15 protein-coding genes and 4 pseudogenes are annotated in these 22,008 nt (G+C 38.4%); 7 read left to right on the top strand and 12 right to left on the bottom strand.

What is annotated here, in order from left to right; translation table 11 throughout:
* Nucleotides 1–193: 193 nt before the first annotated feature.
* Both P4S71_RS06025 and P4S71_RS06020 read right to left on the bottom strand, forming a co-directional pair.
* Nucleotides 194–544, bottom strand: coding sequence for a DUF3192 domain-containing protein (locus P4S71_RS06025; RefSeq protein ID WP_337151599.1), 351 nt, complete (start codon nucleotides 542–544; stop codon nucleotides 194–196).
* A gap of 216 nt (nucleotides 545–760) precedes the next feature.
* The gene (locus P4S71_RS06020) at nucleotides 761–1,705 is read right to left on the bottom strand and encodes a D-2-hydroxyacid dehydrogenase (RefSeq protein ID WP_337150284.1); all 945 of its coding nucleotides are present in this window, start codon (nucleotides 1,703–1,705) and stop codon (nucleotides 761–763) included.
* A 389-nt stretch (nucleotides 1,706–2,094) separates the two neighbouring features.
* On the opposite strand from P4S71_RS06020, the gene P4S71_RS06015 reads away from it, so the two are divergent.
* The 5 genes and pseudogenes from P4S71_RS06015 to P4S71_RS05995 all read left to right on the top strand — a co-directional run bounded on the left by P4S71_RS06015 (nucleotide 2,095) and on the right by P4S71_RS05995 (nucleotide 9,475).
* Complete coding sequence (locus tag P4S71_RS06015; protein WP_033028361.1) at nucleotides 2,095–3,228, top strand: 1-acyl-sn-glycerol-3-phosphate acyltransferase; 1,134 nt, start codon at nucleotides 2,095–2,097, stop codon at nucleotides 3,226–3,228.
* Between the two features lie 267 nt (nucleotides 3,229–3,495).
* Nucleotides 3,496–3,740, top strand: a pseudogene (locus P4S71_RS06010) (DUF1289 domain-containing protein).
* Between the two features lie 603 nt (nucleotides 3,741–4,343).
* Nucleotides 4,344–4,547, top strand: coding sequence for a DUF3283 family protein (locus P4S71_RS06005; RefSeq protein WP_008136617.1), 204 nt, complete (start codon nucleotides 4,344–4,346; stop codon nucleotides 4,545–4,547).
* 2 nt (nucleotides 4,548–4,549) lie between these two features.
* A complete protein-coding gene (locus tag P4S71_RS06000) occupies nucleotides 4,550–4,951 on the top strand; it encodes a GNAT family N-acetyltransferase (protein WP_007376535.1) in 402 nt (133 codons plus the stop codon).
* 22 nt (nucleotides 4,952–4,973) lie between these two features.
* Nucleotides 4,974–9,475 (top strand): annotated as a pseudogene (locus tag P4S71_RS05995) (EAL domain-containing protein).
* Nucleotides 9,476–9,490: 15 nt separating this feature from the next.
* Here P4S71_RS05995 and P4S71_RS05990 read toward each other — a convergent pair.
* Nucleotides 9,491–10,444 (bottom strand): ion transporter, encoded by a 954-nt coding sequence (locus P4S71_RS05990; protein ID WP_096793781.1) that lies wholly within the window; start codon nucleotides 10,442–10,444, stop codon nucleotides 9,491–9,493.
* Nucleotides 10,444–13,113, bottom strand: coding sequence for a bifunctional acetate--CoA ligase family protein/GNAT family N-acetyltransferase (locus P4S71_RS05985; protein ID WP_337150283.1), 2,670 nt, complete (start codon nucleotides 13,111–13,113; stop codon nucleotides 10,444–10,446). Before P4S71_RS05985 ends, P4S71_RS05990 begins: the two co-directional genes overlap by 1 nt.
* A gap of 114 nt (nucleotides 13,114–13,227) precedes the next feature.
* Between P4S71_RS05985 and P4S71_RS05980 the strand changes: the two are divergent.
* Nucleotides 13,228–13,943: pseudogene (locus tag P4S71_RS05980) on the top strand (SIMPL domain-containing protein).
* Here P4S71_RS05980 and P4S71_RS05975 read toward each other — a convergent pair.
* The 8 genes and pseudogenes from P4S71_RS05975 to P4S71_RS05940 all read right to left on the bottom strand — a co-directional run bounded on the left by P4S71_RS05975 (nucleotide 13,940) and on the right by P4S71_RS05940 (nucleotide 20,965).
* The gene (locus tag P4S71_RS05975; protein WP_007376530.1) at nucleotides 13,940–14,608 is read right to left on the bottom strand and encodes a hypothetical protein; all 669 of its coding nucleotides are present in this window, start codon (nucleotides 14,606–14,608) and stop codon (nucleotides 13,940–13,942) included. The pseudogene P4S71_RS05980 and the gene P4S71_RS05975 overlap by 4 nt on opposite strands.
* 94 nt (nucleotides 14,609–14,702) lie before the next feature.
* Nucleotides 14,703–16,532, bottom strand: a pseudogene (locus P4S71_RS05970) (DUF885 domain-containing protein); the annotation flags it as partial.
* 79 nt (nucleotides 16,533–16,611) lie between these two features.
* Complete coding sequence (hemW, locus tag P4S71_RS05965) at nucleotides 16,612–17,748, bottom strand: radical SAM family heme chaperone HemW (protein WP_337150282.1); 1,137 nt, start codon at nucleotides 17,746–17,748, stop codon at nucleotides 16,612–16,614.
* Complete coding sequence (locus P4S71_RS05960) at nucleotides 17,745–18,344, bottom strand: XTP/dITP diphosphatase (RefSeq protein WP_337150281.1); 600 nt, start codon at nucleotides 18,342–18,344, stop codon at nucleotides 17,745–17,747. The genes hemW and P4S71_RS05960 overlap by 4 nt, the downstream gene beginning before the upstream one ends.
* Nucleotides 18,345–18,348: 4 nt before the next feature.
* Nucleotides 18,349–18,792 carry a DUF4426 domain-containing protein gene (locus P4S71_RS05955; RefSeq protein ID WP_337150280.1) on the bottom strand — a complete coding sequence of 148 codons (444 nt, stop codon included), beginning with the start codon at nucleotides 18,790–18,792 and terminating at the stop codon, nucleotides 18,349–18,351.
* Between the two features lie 60 nt (nucleotides 18,793–18,852).
* Nucleotides 18,853–19,386 (bottom strand): YggT family protein, encoded by a 534-nt coding sequence (locus tag P4S71_RS05950; protein WP_002962568.1) that lies wholly within the window; start codon nucleotides 19,384–19,386, stop codon nucleotides 18,853–18,855.
* 26 nt (nucleotides 19,387–19,412) lie between these two features.
* Nucleotides 19,413–20,234, bottom strand: a complete 822-nt coding sequence (gene proC / locus P4S71_RS05945; protein ID WP_033040506.1) for a pyrroline-5-carboxylate reductase — start codon at nucleotides 20,232–20,234, stop codon at nucleotides 19,413–19,415.
* A gap of 17 nt (nucleotides 20,235–20,251) precedes the next feature.
* On the bottom strand, nucleotides 20,252–20,965 hold the full coding sequence (locus tag P4S71_RS05940; protein WP_149614638.1) for a YggS family pyridoxal phosphate-dependent enzyme: 714 nt from the start codon (nucleotides 20,963–20,965) through the stop codon (nucleotides 20,252–20,254).
* A gap of 2 nt (nucleotides 20,966–20,967) precedes the next feature.
* On the opposite strand from P4S71_RS05940, the gene P4S71_RS05935 reads away from it, so the two are divergent.
* On the top strand, nucleotides 20,968–22,008 hold the full coding sequence (locus tag P4S71_RS05935) for a type IV pilus twitching motility protein PilT (RefSeq protein ID WP_008136622.1): 1,041 nt from the start codon (nucleotides 20,968–20,970) through the stop codon (nucleotides 22,006–22,008).

Raw genomic sequence — 22,008 nt, 5'->3', positions numbered from 1 at the left:
TGCACTATAACGTCGTTAAAATTTTTTATTTAGAACAACACGCCCTAAATACAAAAACTTTTGCCTAGTTCTAGCGTAATTTTCTTAACGTTAAATAGACCCCATATATAAGCAGATTGGTATCACACTCCTACAAATAACCTAACCTAAGTTCCATCAATAAAAGCGGCAATAACAATGTAGTGACGTTTTTTTAATTATTTATCATTCCCAAAGCACTTTCGCCCATACCGACTAATTTGTCATTTTTAAATATCAGTGGAGTACATTCATCTTTCGTTGTTTTTCCGTCAGAATGAACGCTATGCGTTACGTAAAACAGTATTTGATAAACATCATCACCTTTTTTTAATAATTCAGTGAAGTCAGGTGTTTTTAATTTAGTTAACACGGATTGATAGCTACTATCCATTGCAAGCTCTGAAATGGCTTCACGATTATTTTTATTCTTAGTTTCCCAACTAGATGAATTTTTACCAGCCCAATGTGTTTCTGTTTCGCCATCTGACACTGCAATAACGCAGCCTGTTAAAAATGGAGTGATTAAAGCTGCAGCTAAAAGTGATTTTTTTCATTTTTATTTACCTTAATAAAGTTTTTAATTTGTTATTAGCTGTATTAAAGCAAAGGGGATACCATAATTATAAGTTGTTATTAATCATTGCCTTAAGTTATCTTGGCTGTTTTTATCTAGCAAAATATTAAATGTGTTAGTAAAAACAGCCATTTTTTAGTTTTTTTGATTACTACAATAAAATCACTACACCAAGCGGTTACGTGATTCACCATTATTAAATGCAGTAATATTTAAACTTACTTCATTAATTAAGCGTACGATAGATTCAGTACTTGCCCATGCAATGTGTGGAGTGAGTAATAAATTATTGCCTTTGTAATTAGCAAGTGGATTTGAAAGCTCGGCAGGCTCTTTAGTTAGTACATCAACACCTGCGCCTGCAATTAGGTTTTGCTCAAGTGCTTTAGCTAGGTCGGCTTCGTTAATAATGCCACCACGTGCGGTATTAATAATAATGCTACTTGGCTTCATCATTTTAAGCTCATTAAGCGAAATTAAATCACGTGTTTCATCTGTTAGCGGGCAGTGTACGCTGATTATATCTGCTGTTTTAACGGCGTCTTCAAAAGGCGTACGACCATCTCGACATTTAACCCCTTTACGCTCTGCTACAATAACATTAGCGCCAAATGCCTCAGCCACTTTCGCAACACCCTTGCCTAACGTACCACCGCCTATAATGGCAAATGTTTTACCTTGTAGGTCGTTAAAGCTGTAATCGAGTATGCAAAACATGTCACTTTTTTGCCACACGCCTTGCTGGCAATCCGCCTGATAGCGGTGTGTGTTACCCAGTAAATTAGTAATTAAAGAAAACGTATGTTGAACAACAGAAGGTGTTGAATAGCCAGCTACATTAGTTACGGCAATACCAAATTCTTTAGCGGCTTCTAAATCAACATTATTAGTACCAGTTGCGCTAACGCAGATTAGTTTAAGCTGAGTCAGTTGACTAATCGTGTCGCGATTTAAAACTGCTTTATTAGTGATTAATACATTAGCATCTTGGCAATGTTCAATAACTTGCTCTGGGCTAGTAAGTTCATAAGTCGTTAATTTACCAAGTTGTTCAATACAAGTAAGAGATGTTTTAGCTAATGTAGCGTTATCAAGAATAGTAATGTTCATTATGAGCCCTAAAATAAGTGGATCTGAAAGAGTTAAAATCGTAAAAAAGAGGCTTACGATCCATCAAAAATCTAAAATATGGGCTTAAGGTACTACGAAAGAAAGGCTTTGTTAATGGTATTACTACCAAATGATTAGAGGGCTATGTAGTAGTGGTCAGCCCACTAACAGTCTAAGAATATGGTATTTTACTGGATTGGTTAGCTAAATTTGTTGCACTAATACTAGGTTTCATGGTCGAACTTTATGTAAAGTAAAGAGCATGATCCACTTAAGTAATAAAAGCCGTTTATTGGTTATTTCGCATTTTAGATTGGCTGAGTTATAATCGAACATAGACATAAACGGTGCGCTTTGGCGTGCCGTTTTTTAACATTATAGATGTAGTAATGAGTGAATTAGAAGACAAATACACAGATATACGCCCATATAATGACGATGAAGTTGCGGCTTCGCTTACGCGTTTAATCAACGATAATGCGTTTATTGATGTAATAGCAAAATACAACTTACCGCGTTTTTTATCGTTTGTACCATTCATTACACGTCCACTGGTAAGAAGCCAGCTGCGTAAAAAATGGGGGCAGGTAAAAACTGTTGAAGACGTACAGAACGAGGTTGCACAATACCTTGATAAGCTAGTAAAACGCACCACGTCAAAAGTTACTTTTTCAGGTCTCGATGAATTAGACCCTAAACAAGCTTATTTATTTATCTCTAACCATCGCGACATAGTACTGGATCCAGCATTAGTCAATTGGGGTTTGTTTCAACACAAAATGAAAACAGTGCGTATTGCCATTGGCGATAATTTATTACAAATACCTTATATCACTGAACTTATGCGCTTAAATAAAAGCTTTATAGTTAAGCGCTCAGCTAAAGCACCTAAAGAAATGTTAAAAGCACTTACTCAACTTTCATCCTATATTTATGATTCGTTGATGAGTGGTAATTCAATTTGGATTGCACAAAAAGAGGGGCGTGCGAAAGATGGATTTGATCAAACGGATCCTGCGCTTCTAAAAATGCTGCAACTTAATGGGCGCAAGCAAAAGAAAGAATTTGGTGATTATATAAAAGAGTTAAAAATAGTCCCTGTTTCTATATCTTATCAATACGAGCCGTGTGCTATTTCTAAAGCTAAAGAGTTATATCATAAGCAACTCCACGGTGAATATATTAAGTCTGCTGGTGAAGATATTGCCAGTATCGTCGAAGGCTTTAGTACCGCCAAGGGACATGTTCATTTAGCGTTTGGACGGCCTATTGAATCCAATTGTGATAGCGCAGAAGCGTTGGCAAAAACGATTGATCAGCAAATAGTGGATTCATTTTATTTACACCCCGGAAATTATATTGCTGGTGGCTGTAAAAAAGCAGTAATTGACTCACCAGATACAGCCACCTTCGAACAGCGAATGGCTAATGTACCTGAAGAGCTTAAACCGCTTGTACTTGCAATGTACGCTAAGCCTTTTCATCGTAAGAGTGAGATTAATATTAAAAGTTGTGAGCACTAAGCGGGGTCTGCTTACCTTTTTAGATTAAACATACGCTGCCCTTTGAGCTCGCTCTTGGGCGACTTACTCTTTGTTGCTCTGTATTTACTTTGCCCATGAGGTTGCAGACCTCGCGCCGTGATTCAATTACGTCTAAATAGAACCTTTATACTGAAAGGTCACAGGTGAGTTTAATAACCTTTGAAAAGTGACTGTTTATTTGTCACTTTTTTTTGCTTAAAAAAACGCTATACTAAAAGTCTGACCTTCTTAAGTGGTATTAATACAATGCAACAAATTGAAATATTTGATATTCCAAGCCCTTGCAAAAGTATTTGTCTAGTGAATAATAGAGGGTATTGCAAGGGATGCTACCGCAGTCGCGATGAGCGTTTTACTTGGAACTCACTAAGTAATACCCAAAAAAGAAAGTGCTTAGTTTATGTCAACAACGCTACAAACGTTACCTGCAAAAAGATCAAAAAAATTCAGTGCTAAATAGTAAAACCAAACAGCAAGGATTTGATTTTTAATTCTTATCTGCCTTTTGGCACATATAATACCAGTACTGCATAGAATTCGAACAATTTAGCGCTGAAAATAGCTGTTTGGGATAGATTTATTATCCAAAGCTTCGATTAATTAGCCAGTCACTAAAGTACTATTTACGGCCACAAAGCTACTGTTACGACTATTAATCTATAATCGATACCATAACTAATTCCATCTAAAGCTTGCTTTTCTATGTGCCAATTGTGTTCTTGGAACACACAAAACGGTTGTTATACCAACCTGCATAAATCTTTGATCAATTTAACGAATTAAATTGCACTATAACGTCGTTAAAAATTTTTTATTTAGAACAACTAGATACAAAAACTTTTGCCTAGTTATAGCGTAATTTTCTTAACGTTAAATAGACCCCATACATAAGCAGATTGGTATTAAAATACGGCGGGATAAAAATAAATTAATCAACAATAATAAGATGCTAAAATGTTGTGGCTGCTATTTTAAATTACTACAGAAGTAAATAAAATACGCGGCGTATAATGCAATATGGCCACCTTATTGGTTGGTTTATAGCATTATTGCTATTTAAGCTGGTAATTTATTGGAATGAATTAGGAAATACTATGAGCTTTAACTTATGTCTGTTACCACGTGAAGAAAAATACCAAATTCAGCTCGATTATGAAGCGTCATTTTGGGCGTATCAAATTAAACGCAATAAAAAAACGCGTGAACAAGTGTATAACACTATTCATAGCCGTCCGATTGCTGAGCAAATGTTTTTAAAACAGCAATTTGAACAGTATTTGTCAATGATGCTAAGTTAGGTATGTATAAGGTTGAAATATTAGAACAAGTTAAAAGTCCACTTGTTAATAAATTTTATAAGCAATACAGCGTAAGGGGGCGTGCTAATAAGCAAGATCAACTTTGGGTTATTTATAATAAAACAGATATTGTTGCTGCGTGCCGCTTACAACATAAAGCCGAATTTTTATTTTTGTCGACCGTTTTTGTCGCTCCTCAGCATAGATCTAAAGGTTTAGCAAAGCTATTAATAACAACACTCCTAGAGAAGCAAAATAAAGTTGTTTATACCTTTGCCTACAAAACACTAGTTGATTTATACCGTACTATTGGTTTTAACCAAGTGTTAACATATACTCTTGCTTTACAAGTACTTTTCGATACTTACAAACACCGCAATGTAGTCGCCTTAAAATACCCATAGCATCAAATAATATGGAATAAGCATGAGCAGATGTGTTAACTGGATCATATGTAGTTTAATAGCTTTTACTGCTATTTTAAGCTCTCAAGTAGGCGCACAAGTGAAGCGTTTATCTCCAAACGAAGGTTTGTCACAGAGCTACGTTAACACTATGCTTATTGATAATAGCGGTTACTTATGGCTTTCGACAGAAGCGGGATTGAATCGCTATGATGGTTATCAGGTTATTCCTATTAATGGCCCTAATGGCGAATTAGAAGAAGCTATTATTGACCGTATTTACCAAGACCCTCAAGGCCATATTTGGATTGCATCATTGCTTGCGGGCTTGTTTAGGTACGACCCTGCAACTAACTCATACAAACAATTTCTAGAAAAACCCACTAGCGAAGAACAAATTATTAACGAGTCTGCTTTTAGCATGCTAGCGATTGATGAAAAAACACTGTGGATTGGACGAGGTAGAGACTTTGCAAAGTTAGACATTGAAAGTGGCATAGTAACTTCTATTTTTGAGCTTTCACATGAATATAAGAACACTTTAGTTAGGGAGCTTTTTCACTACAATGGCTATATTTTTATTGGCACTAGCCACGGTGCTTATGTACTTGATATCGCAACGGAACAAATACGTCCACTACAGCATTTAAAGGGCGAGCCTGAACATATTTACCAAAATAATGTGAAGGCGTTCGCTTTAGACGAAAGTAATCAACTTCTCGTTGGTGCTGTAAAGGGGTTGTATCAAGTAGATATCACTAATTTATCGGAGATGTTTGAGCGCCCCGACCTACCATTTAAAAATAAGGCTTTGTTGGCAGATTTAAATATTTGGCAAATTGTTAACGCCCATGGAAAAGTAGATTTAGCTACAGATAAAGGATTGTTTAAGTTTGACTTAACCAGTGGTGAATTGATTAAAAATACGCGTATAACGCAAAGTAAATATACGCTTGCTGATACTAGTATTATTGATATGGTAAAAGATAAATCAGGCGGCACATGGGTGGCGACCAAAACAGATGGCGCATTTTATTTATCAAACGATAATTATAATTTTAGTAATGTTGATGGCAGTTTATTAGGTGGTGATGGATTGTCGCATCATTCGGTGTGGGGCATTACCGAATACAATGATAAGTTATGGTTAGCCACGCACAATGGCATAACCGAGGTCGATTTAAAAGCCAATACAGGAAAGGTCTACTTAAAAGACTATAAAGTAGATTTACTAACAACCGAATTTACTGTTTATGAAATAATGCCTTATAAAAATAAATTGTGGCTTTACAGTAACCGAGGGCTGTTTGTTTTTGATCCAATTACACATGATGTTAGTAAACCAATAACAAAAAATCCTGCTAACCAAGATAAAATAAAAGGCTGGGTGCATGGTGTTACACTTATGCCAAATGGCGATTTATATTATGTGCACTCAGATCATGGCGTGTTTATTTATAACATTGATACGCAAATAGTGACTCGTTTAGGTGGTGAATTTGCACAATTTCAACCCTTCCTAGCCCATGGTTTTTTACCACCACTTTCTAGTAAACCCGATTCACCATTGTTTTTTAATGCGGGAATTTTATATCAAGTAACCCCTGAAAATTTTGCATTGAAAATGATTTATAAAGTACCCAAACAGCATGAAAATGTTGCTATTAGTGTGTTGTCGTATGTTATAGATAACAACAATATTTTATGGATATCATTGTCTAATTTTGGCCTAATAGGACTTGATGCTTTAACTTATCAGCTAGTACATACAATTGATTTGGAAAAAAATAAATTGGGCACTTTACTCTATGACATGGTGCTAGATGATGACGGCATGATTTGGATGAGTAGCCACAAAGGTATCTGGCGGTTAAACCCAAAAACATTACATTTTCAACAATTTACTGTATCTGAAGGGCTGCTTTCGGCTGAATTTAATAGCAACGCAATGGCACGCCTAAAAGATGGCCGTATTGCATATGGTGGCTTAAAAGGTCTCACCTATTTCCAGCCAATGGAAAATAAAAATACTCAGGTGCTAATTGATCATGTCAATATTACACGAGTCAATTTGATGTCGCGTGATTTATCGTTTGATTTAAAGCAGCCACTAAATGAAGTTATTCTGAACCATGATGACATAGGACTTGAAGTTGCTTTTTCTGCTATGGCATTTAGTAATCAAGAGCGTATTATTTATGAGTATCAATTAGGCAACGGCCAGAAAACGTATACTCGCAATAATAATCGCGTTTTATTCCCTAAACTTAATCCGGGTAACTACCAATTGAAAGTGTGGGCGAAAGATCCACTTACAGGCAAATACACAGCACCTGCAACTTTAAAAATAAGAGTAAAATACCCGCTTTGGCGAGCGCCTTATTTTATGGTGCTATATGCAATGTTACTCGTTGCATTTGTAACAATGTGGGTGATGCGACGCAATAAAATTCAACGGATTCTATTAGCAGCAAATAAAGAGAGCAAAGAAAGTGAAGCCCGCTTAAAAATAGCGTTAGAAGGCAGTGAATCTGGGGTATGGGATTGGCAGTCAAGTAACCCCTCCATTTATCAGCCTCGGTTAAAAAATGAACTTGGCTACGATAATGAAACAGTGAATTTGGATGATTATTTAGCTAAAATTCACCCGCAAGATAAACAATTATTTCGCTTAGAATGGTTAGAATTTTTATCTACTGATAAAGGTTACTTTAACTGTACCTACCGCCTGCGCCACGCAAAAGGCTATTGGCGGTGGTATAAAGATTTTGGCAAAGTTGTAGAGTGGGACGAAAAAAACCCGCAAAAAGTGGCGGGGACCTACACTAATATGACCCGTGAGATGGTATTTGAAGAGCATGCATTGCTGTTTACCGCAGCATTTGAGCAAACCCGTGATTGGGTGCTTATACTCGATAAAAACTTTAATATCCGTGCCTCAAATAAATCACTTCAAACAGCCTTTAACTTCTCTGCTGAGTCGCTTTCTAGTCGCTCTCTAAATTTAGGAATTTCACGCAGCAATCGTTTTGGCTATTTACGGATTATACAAAAACTATTAGTTGGCGAGCATTTCACTTGCGAAGATACTGTAGTGCTTGCAAATGGTGAGTCTCATTATGTATTAGTGAAAATAAGTGCGGTGGCCGATAACGAGCAACGATTAAATAGTTATGTTGTTATATTAACGGATATAAGCGCTCAAAAATCAGCTGAAAATGAACTTCATTTGCTCGCTAATTACGATGTATTAACGGGATTACCAAACCGTACGTTGTTTAACGATCGTGTTGGGCATGCGTTAGAACAAGCAAAAAAGCACAGCTGTAAAGTTGCACTGTTATACATAAATATTAAGCGCTTTAAGTACTTTAATGATTCCTTAGGGCACGAAGCGGGTGATGAATTAATTAAAAAAGTCGCAGAGAGATTAAAATGTGCATTACGCCCATCAGATAGTGTCGCACGTTTTAGTGGTGATGAATTTGTTGCGCTCGTAGAGGATGTTCATAAAATAGAAGAGGTTTTACTTATATGCGTAAAACTAATGGATTGCGTAAACCAAAATATTAGTGTTAGCGGACAGGTCGTTAATATTAATTTAAGTATTGGTGTTGCTATATCTCCTGATGATGCAAAAGAAAGCGCTACATTATTAAAAGCGGCTAACATTGCGCTTTACCATGCTAAAGATTCACTTGAAAGTAGCTATCAATTCTATAAACAAGAAATGAATCAGCATGTACAGAAAACACTTCACCTGGAGTCACAACTTACTAAAGCTTATCAAGAACATGAATTTTGTAATTATTACCAACCCATTGTTAACGCAAAAACTTATATTACAGAAGGGTTTGAAGTGTTATTACGTTGGCCTGAAAATAATCTTATCCAAACTCAAGAATTTTCTTTAGCGGCTGAAGGTATTGGTTTAATAACAAAGATAATGCTGCAAACATTGGCGCGTGCTTTAGAGGATTTGAAAGAATGGCGTAAGGTATCGCCGAAGCTTTATTTATCAATAAATTTATCGGCACTTGATTTTGAGTTTATAGAGTTGGTGCCAGAGATCAGAAAAGCGCTAAGTAATGCCAATATACCGTCAGACGCGATTGTATTTGAAATTACCGAGTCGATACTTATGCGTGATTCAAAACAAGCATTGCACAGTATGGAGAAGCTTAAAAGTTTGGGCTGCAAGCTTTATATGGATGATTTTGGTACTGGTTATGCTTCATTGACTTATCTAAAACGTTTTCCTATCGACGTACTAAAAATTGATAAGAGCTTTGTACAAGACATAGGAATTGACTCTGATGACGAAGCCATTATTCAATCAATACTTGCCCTTGCACACAGTTTAGGTAAAGAATGTGTAGCAGAGGGGTTGAAAGCTCACATCAGCTCGCCTTTTTAAATGAAAGGGGATGTAGCCATTTCCAAGGTTACTTATTTAGTAAGCCTGTACCAAATAACGAAGTACTACCGCTTATTAATCGCGATTGGAGTGATATGTTCAATTGATAATATTGCACTCATTTAAGGCCTTTTACCGCAGTGCCTGCAAAACAAATGGCTATTATGCTCATTTAACTGCGTTTTAATGGCCTTATTAGCTTCTAGTTTACTCAAGCCTAATTTATAGCGTAGTTCTTCTAGGTGTTCTTGTTGAGTATCATTAAGAGTGCCATCTTGAATTTGTTCATGTACGGCATCTTCAAAAAACTGGCGGCGTTTACGTATTTGTTCTGAAAAACTAGACGCCAGTAAACCTGTTGGTATCGCAACCATACCCATGCTCAGTAGTGTGATAACGCCGCCGAAAAACTTACCCAATGGCGTTATAGGTACTACATCACCATAACCAACGGTCGTTAGTGTGGCCATTGCCCACCACATAGCTGCAGGAATAGAGCCAAATTTATCGGGCTGTATGTCGTGCTCAATTAAATAAATTCCGCATGAGGCTAAAATAAGCACCACTGCCATAATAAAAAAAGCGGCCATTAATGAACTACCTTCATCGTTAAAGGCTTTTAAAAGTAGCTGCATGGCACGTGAGTAGCGTGTGAGTTTAAACACTCTTAATAGTCGAAGCACACGTAAAAAACGTAAATCGAGAGGAAATAAAAACATCATTAAGCTCGGCAAAATCGCGATTAAATCAACAATTGCCAAAGGGGAGAAAAAATAACTAAGCCGACGTTTGGTATTAGATCCTTTTATTGCAGCATATTGTGTTTTATCTACGCAAGCCCAAAGTCTGGCTAAGTACTCAATAGCAAAAATAGCGACTGAGACAATTTCTAAAACTAAGAATTCGTTGTAATACTGCTCTACCACACTTGGGATTGATTCAATAACGATGGCTACAACGTTGATCATTATTAAGCTAATGAGTGCAATATCAAGAATATGCCCTGCTCGGCGGTACTGGCCTGTGCATTCAAACAGGCAAGCCAGTTTTTGTCTTAAAGTCTGCGAATTATTCATTATGTAAATTTAAGTACCATGTTAATACAGCCTTCTTCAAAGTCGCGGCTAATTTTAAAACCTAGCTTACGGGCAAGCTCAATCATCCCTGTATTCTCAGGTAAGGTTATGCCTTCAATCGACTCCACACCTTGGCGTTTGCAGTGATTAATTGCAGCACTCATCAGTATGCGACCAAGCCCTAAGCCTTGGCAGTCTGAGCGTACTACAATAGCAAATTCAGCATGTAGGTTATCGGGATCCATAATGACGCGAGACACACCCAGAGTGCGGGTTTTACCTTCAAAGCGTTGGCAAACAATAAACGCCATTTCACGGTCGTAATCAATTTGGGTCATTTTAGCGAGTTGATCGTGGTTAAACTGTGGAAGCTCGCCAAAAAAGCGTTTATATCTGTCTTCTTTGTTAAGTGACTCGTCAAATACTTTATGAGCTTGTTCATCTTCTGGTTTTATCGGCCTGAGCGTAGCTTGGGTGTTGTTCTTAAGTGTTACCACTTCAACAAGTTCAATAGGGTAGGGACGAATAGATAACCGCTTACGATTGCTCTGAGCTTGATAGCGATTAAGTGTCATAGTGGCATCAAGCACTAAAAACTGCCCATTACTGGCAAGAATAGGATTTAGTTCCATTGAGCTAATGTCAGGTTGATCAATTACTAACTGAGAAATGCGTGTTAGCAGTGCACATAAACGATACTTATCAACCTTTTCTGGGAGTATGCGCTCCTTTAATACGCCTTTGTCGTGCGCTGCAGCAATTAAATACTTTGCCAAGTTCATATTTAGTGGAGGCAGTGCAACGGCGGCTTGTGCATATTCAAGGCCAGTGCCTGCTTCACCTAATAATATAACAGGGCCAAAATTAGGCTCTGTTTTGATCGCAATTCGCAGCTCATTTGCTCCTGCTCGTGGCGCCATTTTTTGTAATGAAAACCCTTCAATAACAGCATCCGGATACGTGTTTTTAATACGGATAAGCATTGCAAAAGCAGTTTGTTCAACCTCGTTGGCGTCGTTTAAGTTAAGTACCACACCACCGACTTCAGACTTCGAGGCAATACTTGGACTAATAAGTTTCAACGCGACCGGAAAGCCAAGCTCTATGGCTTGCTCTTTGGCTTCTGTTGGGGTGTAAGCGACCTCAGTTTGAATGCATTTAATACCATAGTGGTTTAATATTTGACTTGCCTGATGAGTAGGTAAGTAGCTTTGTCCGTCATCTAAAAACTCATTAATAAGCGCTTTAGCTGCCACTTTATTTATTTTAGCGTCATCAGTGTTCGACTCAGGTGTTTGCGTTAAATGCTTTTGGTTACGACGATACGTTACCAAGTGCATAAACGCGCCTACAGCACCCTCTGGTGTTCTATAAGTTGGTATTGCGTTGTTTGAGCACACTCTTCTGGCGGCGTAAGATGCGTCTTCACCCATAAAGTTAGTTATAACGTAAGGGCGCGCCATTTTGGGTAATGTTTGTAAGGTTTCTACAATAATGTTGGCGTAGTCTTCGCTGGGCGCAAGCGCTGAGGGAGTATGGATAATCAGTAAGTTTTTAACTTCTTTTGCGTGCAGTAAAATTTCTAATGCTTGCTTATAACGCGCAGGTGCTGAGTCGCCAAAAATATCCACAGGGTTTGAGGTGGTTTCTGATTGCGGAATGACTTTATTTAGCGCATTTCGGGTTTCAATGCTTAGTTCTGCTAATTTACCGGAGCTTTGAATAAGTTCATCAACGGCCATAACACCTGGGCCGCCACCATTAGTTAAAATTGTCAGTTGTTCTACTTTTAATAATTTTGGATGCATGGCGAGTGTTTGTGTCGCTGCAAATAGCTCTCGTAAATCATTTACACGCAGCATACCCGCTCGTTGGAATAACGCATCATAAACAGCATCAGAGCTTTGCTTTGCGCCGGTGTGAATTTCGGCTGCAAGTGCGCCCGCAGTTGTTTTACCTGTTTTAATCGCAATTACAGGCTTACTAAAGGCCGCTGCTCTTGCTGCTGATATAAAGCCACGAATATCTTCAATGTTATCTATGTAGAGTAAAATAGCTTTAGTTTTAGCATCACGACCTAAAAAATCGAGTAGTTCATTAAAGTTTATATCAAGGCAATCACCTACCGAGACAAAATATGAAAAGCCAATTTCTTTGTTTTTAGCCCAATCTAAAATGGTTGAGCATACTGCTGCTGATTGCGATACAAATGCAATTTTACCTGGGCTTGCCACAGTATGTGAAAAGCTCGCATTTAAACCAATATGAGGGATCAGCAAGCCTAAACAATTGGGTCCAAGCAAAGTCACTTGCTGGGTTTGAGCACATGCTTTAAGCGCGCTTTTTTGCTCTCCAGAAAGTCCATCTGCAATAACAATAGCCGTTTTACAGCCAAGCTCTCCAAGCTGCTCAATAACATCAATTAAGGTATTTTTATTAGTACAAATAACAGCAAGATCGGGGACTTTTGGTAAATCAGCAATAGAGGGGTAAGCAAGTACGCCATGTACTGCGCTATGGCTTGGAGTAACTGGCATTATCGGCCCTTTAAAGCCACCTTGGAGTAAGTTGCGCATAACTACAAAACCAGCACGAGTTGATGTATTAGAGGCGCCAATAACAGCCACTGAGCTTGGGTTAAAAAACTGGGTAATACGCTTAAGGCTCATGGCTTTTCCTAGGTTGATTAAATTTTGCGTTATTTATAGTCTCAATGTACCCTGTTTACTGTGTTATTTCGAGCGTCTCGATGCTTATTATTGATATCAATCAAGGAGATTATTGTGAATAAACAACCCGGTTTTTACATTGTTATAGCGGCTATTTGTTTAAGTATAGGCTTAATTAGCTTAGGGTTTATTTTAAAAAGTACCGCTCTGGGTGTGAAAGGAATGGAACGTACTGTGCAGGTTAAGGGATTGGCCGAGCGAGAAGTAATAGCTGATACGGTAATTTGGCCTCTGCAATTTAGTGATGCCGACAATGATCTTGAAGAATTAGTCAGCCGAGTTGAGAAAAAAATGATGCGGTAACTGCTTTTTTAAAACTCCATGGTTTTGACGACGATGAAATAACTATAGGTAGCCAGTCAGTTATTGATAAACAATCACGTGAATACAGTAATGAAAATCAAAAGTTTAGATACATAATACGCTCAAATATTATTGTTTATTCTGCTGCGCCAGATAAAGTACAAAACGCCCTGAGTAAAGTAAGCCAGCTTGCTAAACAAAATATCGCAATAGTGCAGGATAGTTACGAAACAAAAGTTGAATACATTTTTACAGGCCTCAATGATGTAAAACCTGCGATGGTGCAAGGAGCAACTGAAAAAGCGCGTGAAGTCGCTAATAAATTTGCTAAAGACTCTAATTCAAAATTAGGCAAAATAAAAACAGCTCGCCAAGGGCAATTTAGTATCAGTAATCGCGATTCAAACACTCCACAAATCAAAAAAATACGCGTTGTTACTAGTGTTGAATATTATTTAGATGACTAAATTGCTCTAATTAAATGCGCCACCTGTGCGGTTGAACGCTGCAAGTAAGCAGCACTAAGTAAAATGCTAGTTTCGTTAAGGCCTGCGCCTTTTAGTGTATTTGCCAGTTGCTGTTTAGCCATTGGGTTTTGTTTTTGCTCTATTTCCATGAGTGCTAATAACGCTGAAAACTCATGTTTAACCGGCGTGCTTGGCTTATTCGCATACGCAATGTAACAAGCTACGGGTGTTAGGCCGCGATCGTTTGGCTGGGCAAGCGCTTTTACTAAATCATCGTTAGATTCAAACAGCATTAAAGAGCGCACATAATTAAAAGGTAATTTTTGATCGTCGGCGTGTTTAAATACATTATGCAGCGCGTTATTGCCCCGCACGTCTTGCGCTAAAAAGCCTTTATTAACTTTAAGTGCTGGGGTAAAAAAGGTTAGCGTATCTGTTGTTGTCAATTGGTTTATAAACGCGGCTGGAGGTGCATTGGTAGTTAAAATACGCGTTGCCACATTTTGCATAAAGTCGTATTTAATGCTCATACGCTGAGTGCTTTCATATAAATGATTTAGCTGCAATGTCTGTTGGGCTGGGCTTAACTGTTTAAAGTCGTTATCAAGCTCATCTAGCTGATGCTTTGAAATACGTGCGTTAAGTAGTTGTATGCTTAAATCCATTATTATTTCCAAAGTCTTTTTTGCTACTATAAAACAAAAAAGGTCGCAAATGCGACCTTTCATCTTTAAAGCAATTGTTTAAATTGGTTTTAAGCTTTTTGCTTGCTACCCATTCATTAACAAAGTTTTCTAGTACATTAAGTGGTACAGGACCATTTTTAAGGACAACGTCGTGGAACTGGCGAATATCAAACTTATCACCCAGTTGCTTTTTAGCGTCTTCACGAAGTTCTAAAATCTTAAGCATACCTACTTTATAAGCCGTTGCTTGTGAAGGCATTACAATGTGACGCTCAACCATTTTAACACCGTCAGATGTTGCATTAGGCGTGTTATTTACGTAGTAATCAATACCTTCTTGGCGAGTCCACTTCATTGCGTGAATACCCGTATCAACCACTAGACGACATGCGCGCCACAGCTCCATTGAAAGGCGACCAAAATCTGAGTAAGGGTCTGAGTACATGCCCATTTCTTTAGGAATGAATTCTGAGTATAAACCCCAACCTTCAATATACGCAGTGTAGCCACCAAATTTACGAAACTTAGGCACGCCTTCTAGTTCTTGCGAAATAGCTATTTGCATGTGGTGACCCGGAATACCTTCGTGGTATGCCAGCGCTTCCATTTGATACGTTGGCATAGCTTCCATATCGTAAAGATTCGCGTAGTAAATACCTGGGCGTGAGCCATCAGGAGCTGGCTGTTGGTAAAATGCTTTGCCCGCTGCTTTTTCACGGAATGCTTCAACTGCTTTTACTTTTAAATCAGCTTTTGGTTTAACAATGAATAGCTCATCTAAACGTGTTTTCATTGTATCGATAAGCCCTGTTGCTTCATCAAGGTAGCGTTGTTTACCTTGTGCATCATTAGGGTAGTAAAATTGTTTGTCAGTTTTCATAAACTGCATAAAGGCTTTTAAGTCGCCTTTAAAGCCAACTTTATCTTTAATTTCACGCATTTCATCATGAATACGTGTTACTTCAGACAGGCCAATTGCATGAATTTCTTTAGCCGTTAAATCTGTAGTTGTAGTGCGCTTAAGTGCGTTGTTATAAAACGCTTCGCCATCAGGTAATTTCCATGCGCCATCACGGTTATCTGCACGTTTTTCTAACTGTGCTAGGTAGTTAATTAGCTTAGAGTAAGATGGTTTAACAGCCGATTTTAATGCATCTGATGCATCGCTGATTAACGAGTCTTTTTCGTTTTGGCTAATTTCAAGCACTGCTACTTTACGTTTAAAATCAGCAAGCAATGTAGAATCATCGCCTTTTTCGAATGGGGCACCGTGAATAATGTTTTTACTTGAATCAATAACATGCGGGAACACAAATTTAGGGGCGATAATGCCTTTTTCTGCACGTACATTTAAATCAGTAATAAGCTGATCAATAACCTCAGTAACACCATTTAAACGTGAAATGTAGTCTTTAGCTTCTTTTGCATTACTAATTGAGTGCTGATTAATTAAAAACGCAGGGATCATAGAATGCGTACCAAACATTTGGTTCACAGGGTAATTATGGTAACGCCATTTAAAGTCGGCAATTGAACTTTCAAGATCTTGTTTTTTTAAGTCGTAACTTACTTTTGTTGCATCATCTAATAAATCACGATTAATTGCTTTTAATGCAACTAGGTCAGCTTTTGTTTGTGCTAAATCTTTAAGCTTTCTTTCTTCGCTGCCATCGTCCCACTTATCGTAATCTTGCTTAATACCCATATATGTTTGATATACAGGACTGCTCATTACATCGCGATTAAATGTATCTTCAAAAAATGCATTCGCTTTGTCGATTTCACTTTGTTGTGATTGAACTGCTTGTGCAACAGAGGCTGGAGTTGATTGTTGTGTTGTTTGCTGGCAACCAGCAAGCAGTGCAACGCTTACAGCCGCTGCAATAAAAGTAAGTTTACGCATTGTTTTCCCTTTTGTTGTTAGAAACCCATTAGGGTGTTTTATATTTATTCGCTTTATATTGTCGTGTAGTGCCTTAGCGCTACACGAACAATTCTAGTAGGTCATTTAAAAAGCGATGACCTTTTAAGGTTACCTGCCAATGACTGTCTGTTTGAGTCAATAAACCTTTATTAAGTGCTTGGTTTAGTGCGCTTTGTTGACTTTGCAGTGGCAGTGTTGTTAGTTTATTAAAATCATTAATTGGGCAAGGCTCAACAAGGCGAAAGCGATTCATAAAAAATTCAAATGCTAAATCGTCTTGCTCTACATGCCAGCTTTTGTACATATACGGTTTAATTAAATCCATATAACCGCGCGGGTGCTTAACCTTTTCGGTGCGCGTTATAAGCCCTGTATTTTCATCAGTAACCTTACCATGTGCGCCGCAGCCAATACCAAGATAATCGCCAAAACGCCAATAATTCAAGTTATGTTGGCATTGATAGCCCGGTTTTGCATAACCCGATATTTCGTATTGTACGTAACCGGCTTGTTTGAGTAATTCTATTCCTTGTTCTTGAATGTCCCACAGTGTTTCGTCTTGTGGCAAGGTAGGGGGTTTTGAAGCAAACTGCGTATTGGGTTCAATAGTTAGTTGATACCAAGATATATGTGGTGGATCGAGCGCTATAATTTGCTTTAAATCACTCAGTGCATCGTCAAGAGTTTGCCCTGGTAAGCCGTGCATTAAATCAAGGTTAAAGCTATTTAAACCGGCTTCTTTAGCCTGCTGCGCAGCATAATTAGCCTCGTCGCTGCCATGAATCCGACCAAGTGCTTTTAACTTGTCGTTTTGCATGCTTTGTACACCAATAGAAATACGGTTAATGCCTGCTTTTACATAATCTTTAAAGCGACCTGTTTCTACTGTACCTGGGTTGGCTTCAAGGGTTATTTCGCAATTGTCTTCAAGCCCAATTAGGTTGTCGACTTCATTTAATAATCGGGTATAAGCTGCACCAGTTAATAAGCTTGGCGTGCCGCCACCAATAAAAATACTGTGAATTTTACGCCCTTGTACTAGGTGCAAATCCGCTTTTAAGTCATCAATTAAGTGTTGAACATATTCAGCTTCAGGTATTTCACCTTTTTGTCCGTGGCTATTAAAATCGCAGTACGGGCATTTTTGCACGCACCAAGGCACATGCACATATAAGCTCAGTGGTGGAAGGTTCACAGGCCGCCTTTTTGCTGTAGTTCTAGTAATAATTTTTGCAGCGCTTGTCCGCGATGACTCACTGCATTTTTTTGCTCTTTAGTTAGCTCAGCACTGGTGCAATTTTGTTCTGCTACAAAAAATACTGGATCGTAACCAAAACCACCATTGCCATTTTGAGTGAGCGTAATTTCGCCCTCCCAACTAGCACTACAAATAAGCGGAGTCGGGTCGTCTGCGTGGCGCATTAACACCAGTACACACCAAAAACGTGCACTACGGATAGGGTTATTACCCAAGTCTACGAGTAACTTATCAATGTTATCTTGATCGCTGGCACCTGGGCCTGCAAAGCGAGCAGAATACACACCGGGTGCACCATTTAGGCCATCAACTTCTAAACCTGAGTCATCGGCAATAGCAGGCATGCCAGTAATTTTAGCGGCATGACGCGCTTTAATAATGGCATTTTCAACAAAGGTAGTACCGGTTTCGGCAACTTCACTTACGTTAAAGTCGCTCTGTGGAACTACATTAATATTCAGAGAGCTTAGCATATTAGCTAGCTCTTTTACTTTGCCAGGGTTACCTGTAGCAAGTACTAAAGTTTTGGTCATGTTATTAATCTACGTAAAATTTTTGCTGAAACTGTAATTTTTGAAATTGATTACTTTGCTGTATTTCAATCTCAAAGCGTAAAATCTCTTCGTTGGTGTAATCAACTTGGGCAAGGTAATAAATTGAATCACCTTCTTTTACTTCTTTAAAAGTAAGCGTTTGTTTGTTGCCAAGTAGGTTTCTAGCTGTGCCAGTAAGCTTTGCTGTTTGGGCTGTATTTTCGGCATCATTTTTTAAAACAGAAATATTCACAATGCCTTTGTATCCGCTTCGCTCAAGGCCATACGCTTTTGCTATTTTTGGCTGAATAAAAGTAGAAGGAAAAGCAATGTAATGCACTTGCCATGGGCTAAGCTCTTTGTATTGTGCGCCTTGCATTTCTTCGCTTTGCGCGTTAAATGCAAATGCTAAACAAGCAATAAAACAAAACTTAATTAAACGGTTCATTATGTATTCCTCAAAACATATAAAAAAGAGGCCTTTGGGCCTCTAATTAAAAAATCCATATTAGACTAAAAAATCCATAAGCAGCATTTGCAAAAACTGAATACCAATAATAAGTACTAAAACTGATAAATCTAAGCCACCCATTGATGGCAATATTTTACGAATTGGTTTTAGCATTGGTTCAGTAAGCTGATGGAAAACCGCTTCTATAGGGTTATAACCTTGGCTAACCCAACTTAAAATAGCGCGAATAATAAGTACCCAAAATACTAAATTAAGGCCTTCTTTTAGTACCGTTATAAGTGCTTGAATAAGTACAGGCTGTATTGCCCACGCATTATATATAACAAGCATTAAAGTACTGATTTTGGCTACAGCGACTATAAATGCCAGCAACAGAGAAGCTAAATCAAGCCCACCAAATCCAGGAATGATTTTACGCAGTGGTTTTACTGCAAACGAAGTGGCTTTAACCACAAACTGGCTCATTGGGTTGTAAAAGTCGGCTTTTGCCCACTGCAGCCAAAAGCGCAGTAATACCACCATTAAAAACAAATCAAACAAGGTACTGATTAAAAATTGCATGGCATTCATAGTGTAACCTTCAATAAAAAGTAGTTTTAAAGTTCTTTTTCCATTTGCTCTGCACGCGCAATACACGCATCCATTGCATCGCCAACGGTTTTAGTTAAGCCTTCATCTTTTAAGTGCTCAACAGCTGCGTGAGTAGTACCGCCTTTAGATGTTACGTTCGAACGTAGTTGCGAAATACTAATATCAGGCTGGCTAAGTGCCATTTCGGCGGCGCCAAGAGCTGTTTGTTGCACTAAACGACGAGCGTCTTCGTCGTTAAAGCCCAGTGCTTTGGCTTTTTCTTCAATGGCTTCCATAAACAAGAAAAAGTAAGCAGGTGATGAGCCGGTCACAGCAATAATATCGTTTATTTGTGACTCTTCTTCAACCCATACCACAATGCCAGTGCATTCAAAAACTTGTTGTACAAATTCGTGTTCGCTTTGTGTTTCGCCCGCACCATATAAACCTGATACTCCGCGACCTAATAAAGACGGTGTATTTGGCATGCAACGTACCATTTTAACGTCTTTACCTAGCATTTCGCGCAAACGTTTTACGGTTAAGCCCGCAGCAACAGAAATAAACAGTTTATTGCTAAAGTCTATGCCTGACTCTTGAAACGATTTACATAAATCGCCCATCATTTGTGGTTTAACAGACAAAACAATTACATCAGCATCGCGCAGGGCTTCGTTATTGTCACTGGTGGTTTGCACCTTGAAATCAAATGCTACCTTTGCAAGCTTTTCTTGGTTGCGGTTAGTTGCAATAATATTACTTGCGTTAAAACCGTTTTTTACCATGCCACCAATAATGGCGTAACTCATATTACCTGTGCCTATAAATGCGATTTTTTTATCTGACATAAATCTGTTATCACCTTTTAAGTTCGTGTTCCAAAAATGTCTGTGCCGATCCTCACCATGGTTGAACCTGCACTAATGGCAGCTTCAACATCGTTACTCATACCCATCGACAAAGTATCTACTTGAGGATATTGGGTCTTTAGTTTATCAAAGCAAGTTTGCAATTGCTCAAAAGATTGAATTTGTGTATCCAGTTTGTCGCTTTTAGCAGGAATTGCCATTAAACCTCGAAGTGTTAGGTGCTCACATTGGTTTATATAATCGGCAAGTTCATCTATTTCATCGCGGTGGCAACCTGACTTTGCTTCCTCATTACTTATATTTACTTGAATAAGTACATTTAGAGGCGCTTTATCGCCTGGGCGCTGGGAGTTTAATCGTTTCGCTATTTTTAGGCGATCAACGCTTTGCACCCAGTCAAAATTGGCAGCCACTAAGGCACTTTTATTGGATTGAATAGGGCCAATGAAATGCCAAATGATGTCGCTATATGACTGTAGTTGAGCTATTTTATCTATAGCCTCTTGAACATAAGATTCACCAAATTCGCGCTGGCCGTGTTTGTAAGCTGCAATTATATCTTCGCTTGGTTTCGTTTTAGACACTGCCAGCAAGGTTATTTCGTTGTTATTTCGCTGTGCATTTTTTGCAGCCATTGCAATTCTAGCGTAGGCGGATGTGAGTCGTTCTGCTATTGTAACCATATATTTATCAGTTAGTTGTGGAGTCATAAATGGATATTACCGAATTATTAGCGTTTAGTGTGCAACATAAAGCATCCGATTTACACCTATCGTCGGGTGTTTCACCTATGATACGCGTAGACGGTGATGTTCGTCGCATTAATATACCTGCATTAGAAGATAAAGACGTAAACAGTCTGGTTTACGATATTATGAACGATAATCAACGCAAGGACTACGAACAAAACCTCGAAGTGGATTTTTCGTTTGAAGTACCTAATTTAGCACGCTTTCGTGTGAATGCGTTTAATTCTAATCGCGGACCAGCAGCAGTGTTTCGTACCATACCAAGTGAAGTGTTAACGCTTGATGATTTAGGTGCGCCAGAAATTTTTAAAAAAATATCTGATACTCCTCGAGGACTAGTTCTGGTTACAGGGCCTACGGGCTCGGGTAAATCAACGACACTTGCCGCGATGGTTGATTATATAAATCAAAATAAACATCATCATATTTTAACAATTGAAGATCCAATTGAATTTGTTCACGATAATAAATTAAGTCTGATTAACCAGCGAGAAGTGCATCGCGATACACATAGTTTCTCAAATGCGCTACGTAGTGCTCTGCGTGAAGACCCTGATGTGATATTAGTCGGTGAGCTACGTGATTTAGAAACAATTCGTCTTGCAATGACCGCAGCCGAAACCGGGCACTTGGTATTTGGTACGCTACATACCACTTCAGCACCAAAAACGATTGACCGTATTATCGATGTATTTCCTGGTGAAGAAAAAGCAATGATCCGTTCAATGTTGTCTGAATCATTACGCGCAGTAATTTCACAAACATTACTTAAAAAAGTGGGTGGTGGGCGAGTCGCTGCACATGAAATTATGATTGCAGTGCCTGCTATTCGTAACTTAATTCGTGAAGATAAAGTAGCGCAAATGTATTCATCTATCCAAACTGGCGCATCCGTGGGTATGCAAACAATGGATCAGTGTTTAACAAACTTAGTTAATCACGGTATTGTTAGTAACGTTGCAGCTAAAGAAAAAGCACAAGACAAAACACAATTTGGCGGTTAA

Source organism: Pseudoalteromonas sp. B62 (assembly GCF_037162565.1).
Taxonomy (GTDB): Bacteria; Pseudomonadota; Gammaproteobacteria; order Enterobacterales; family Alteromonadaceae; genus Pseudoalteromonas; species Pseudoalteromonas fuliginea.
Note: the sequence above shows the minus strand (reverse complement) of the source record. Positions and strands in the feature narration are given on the sequence as shown.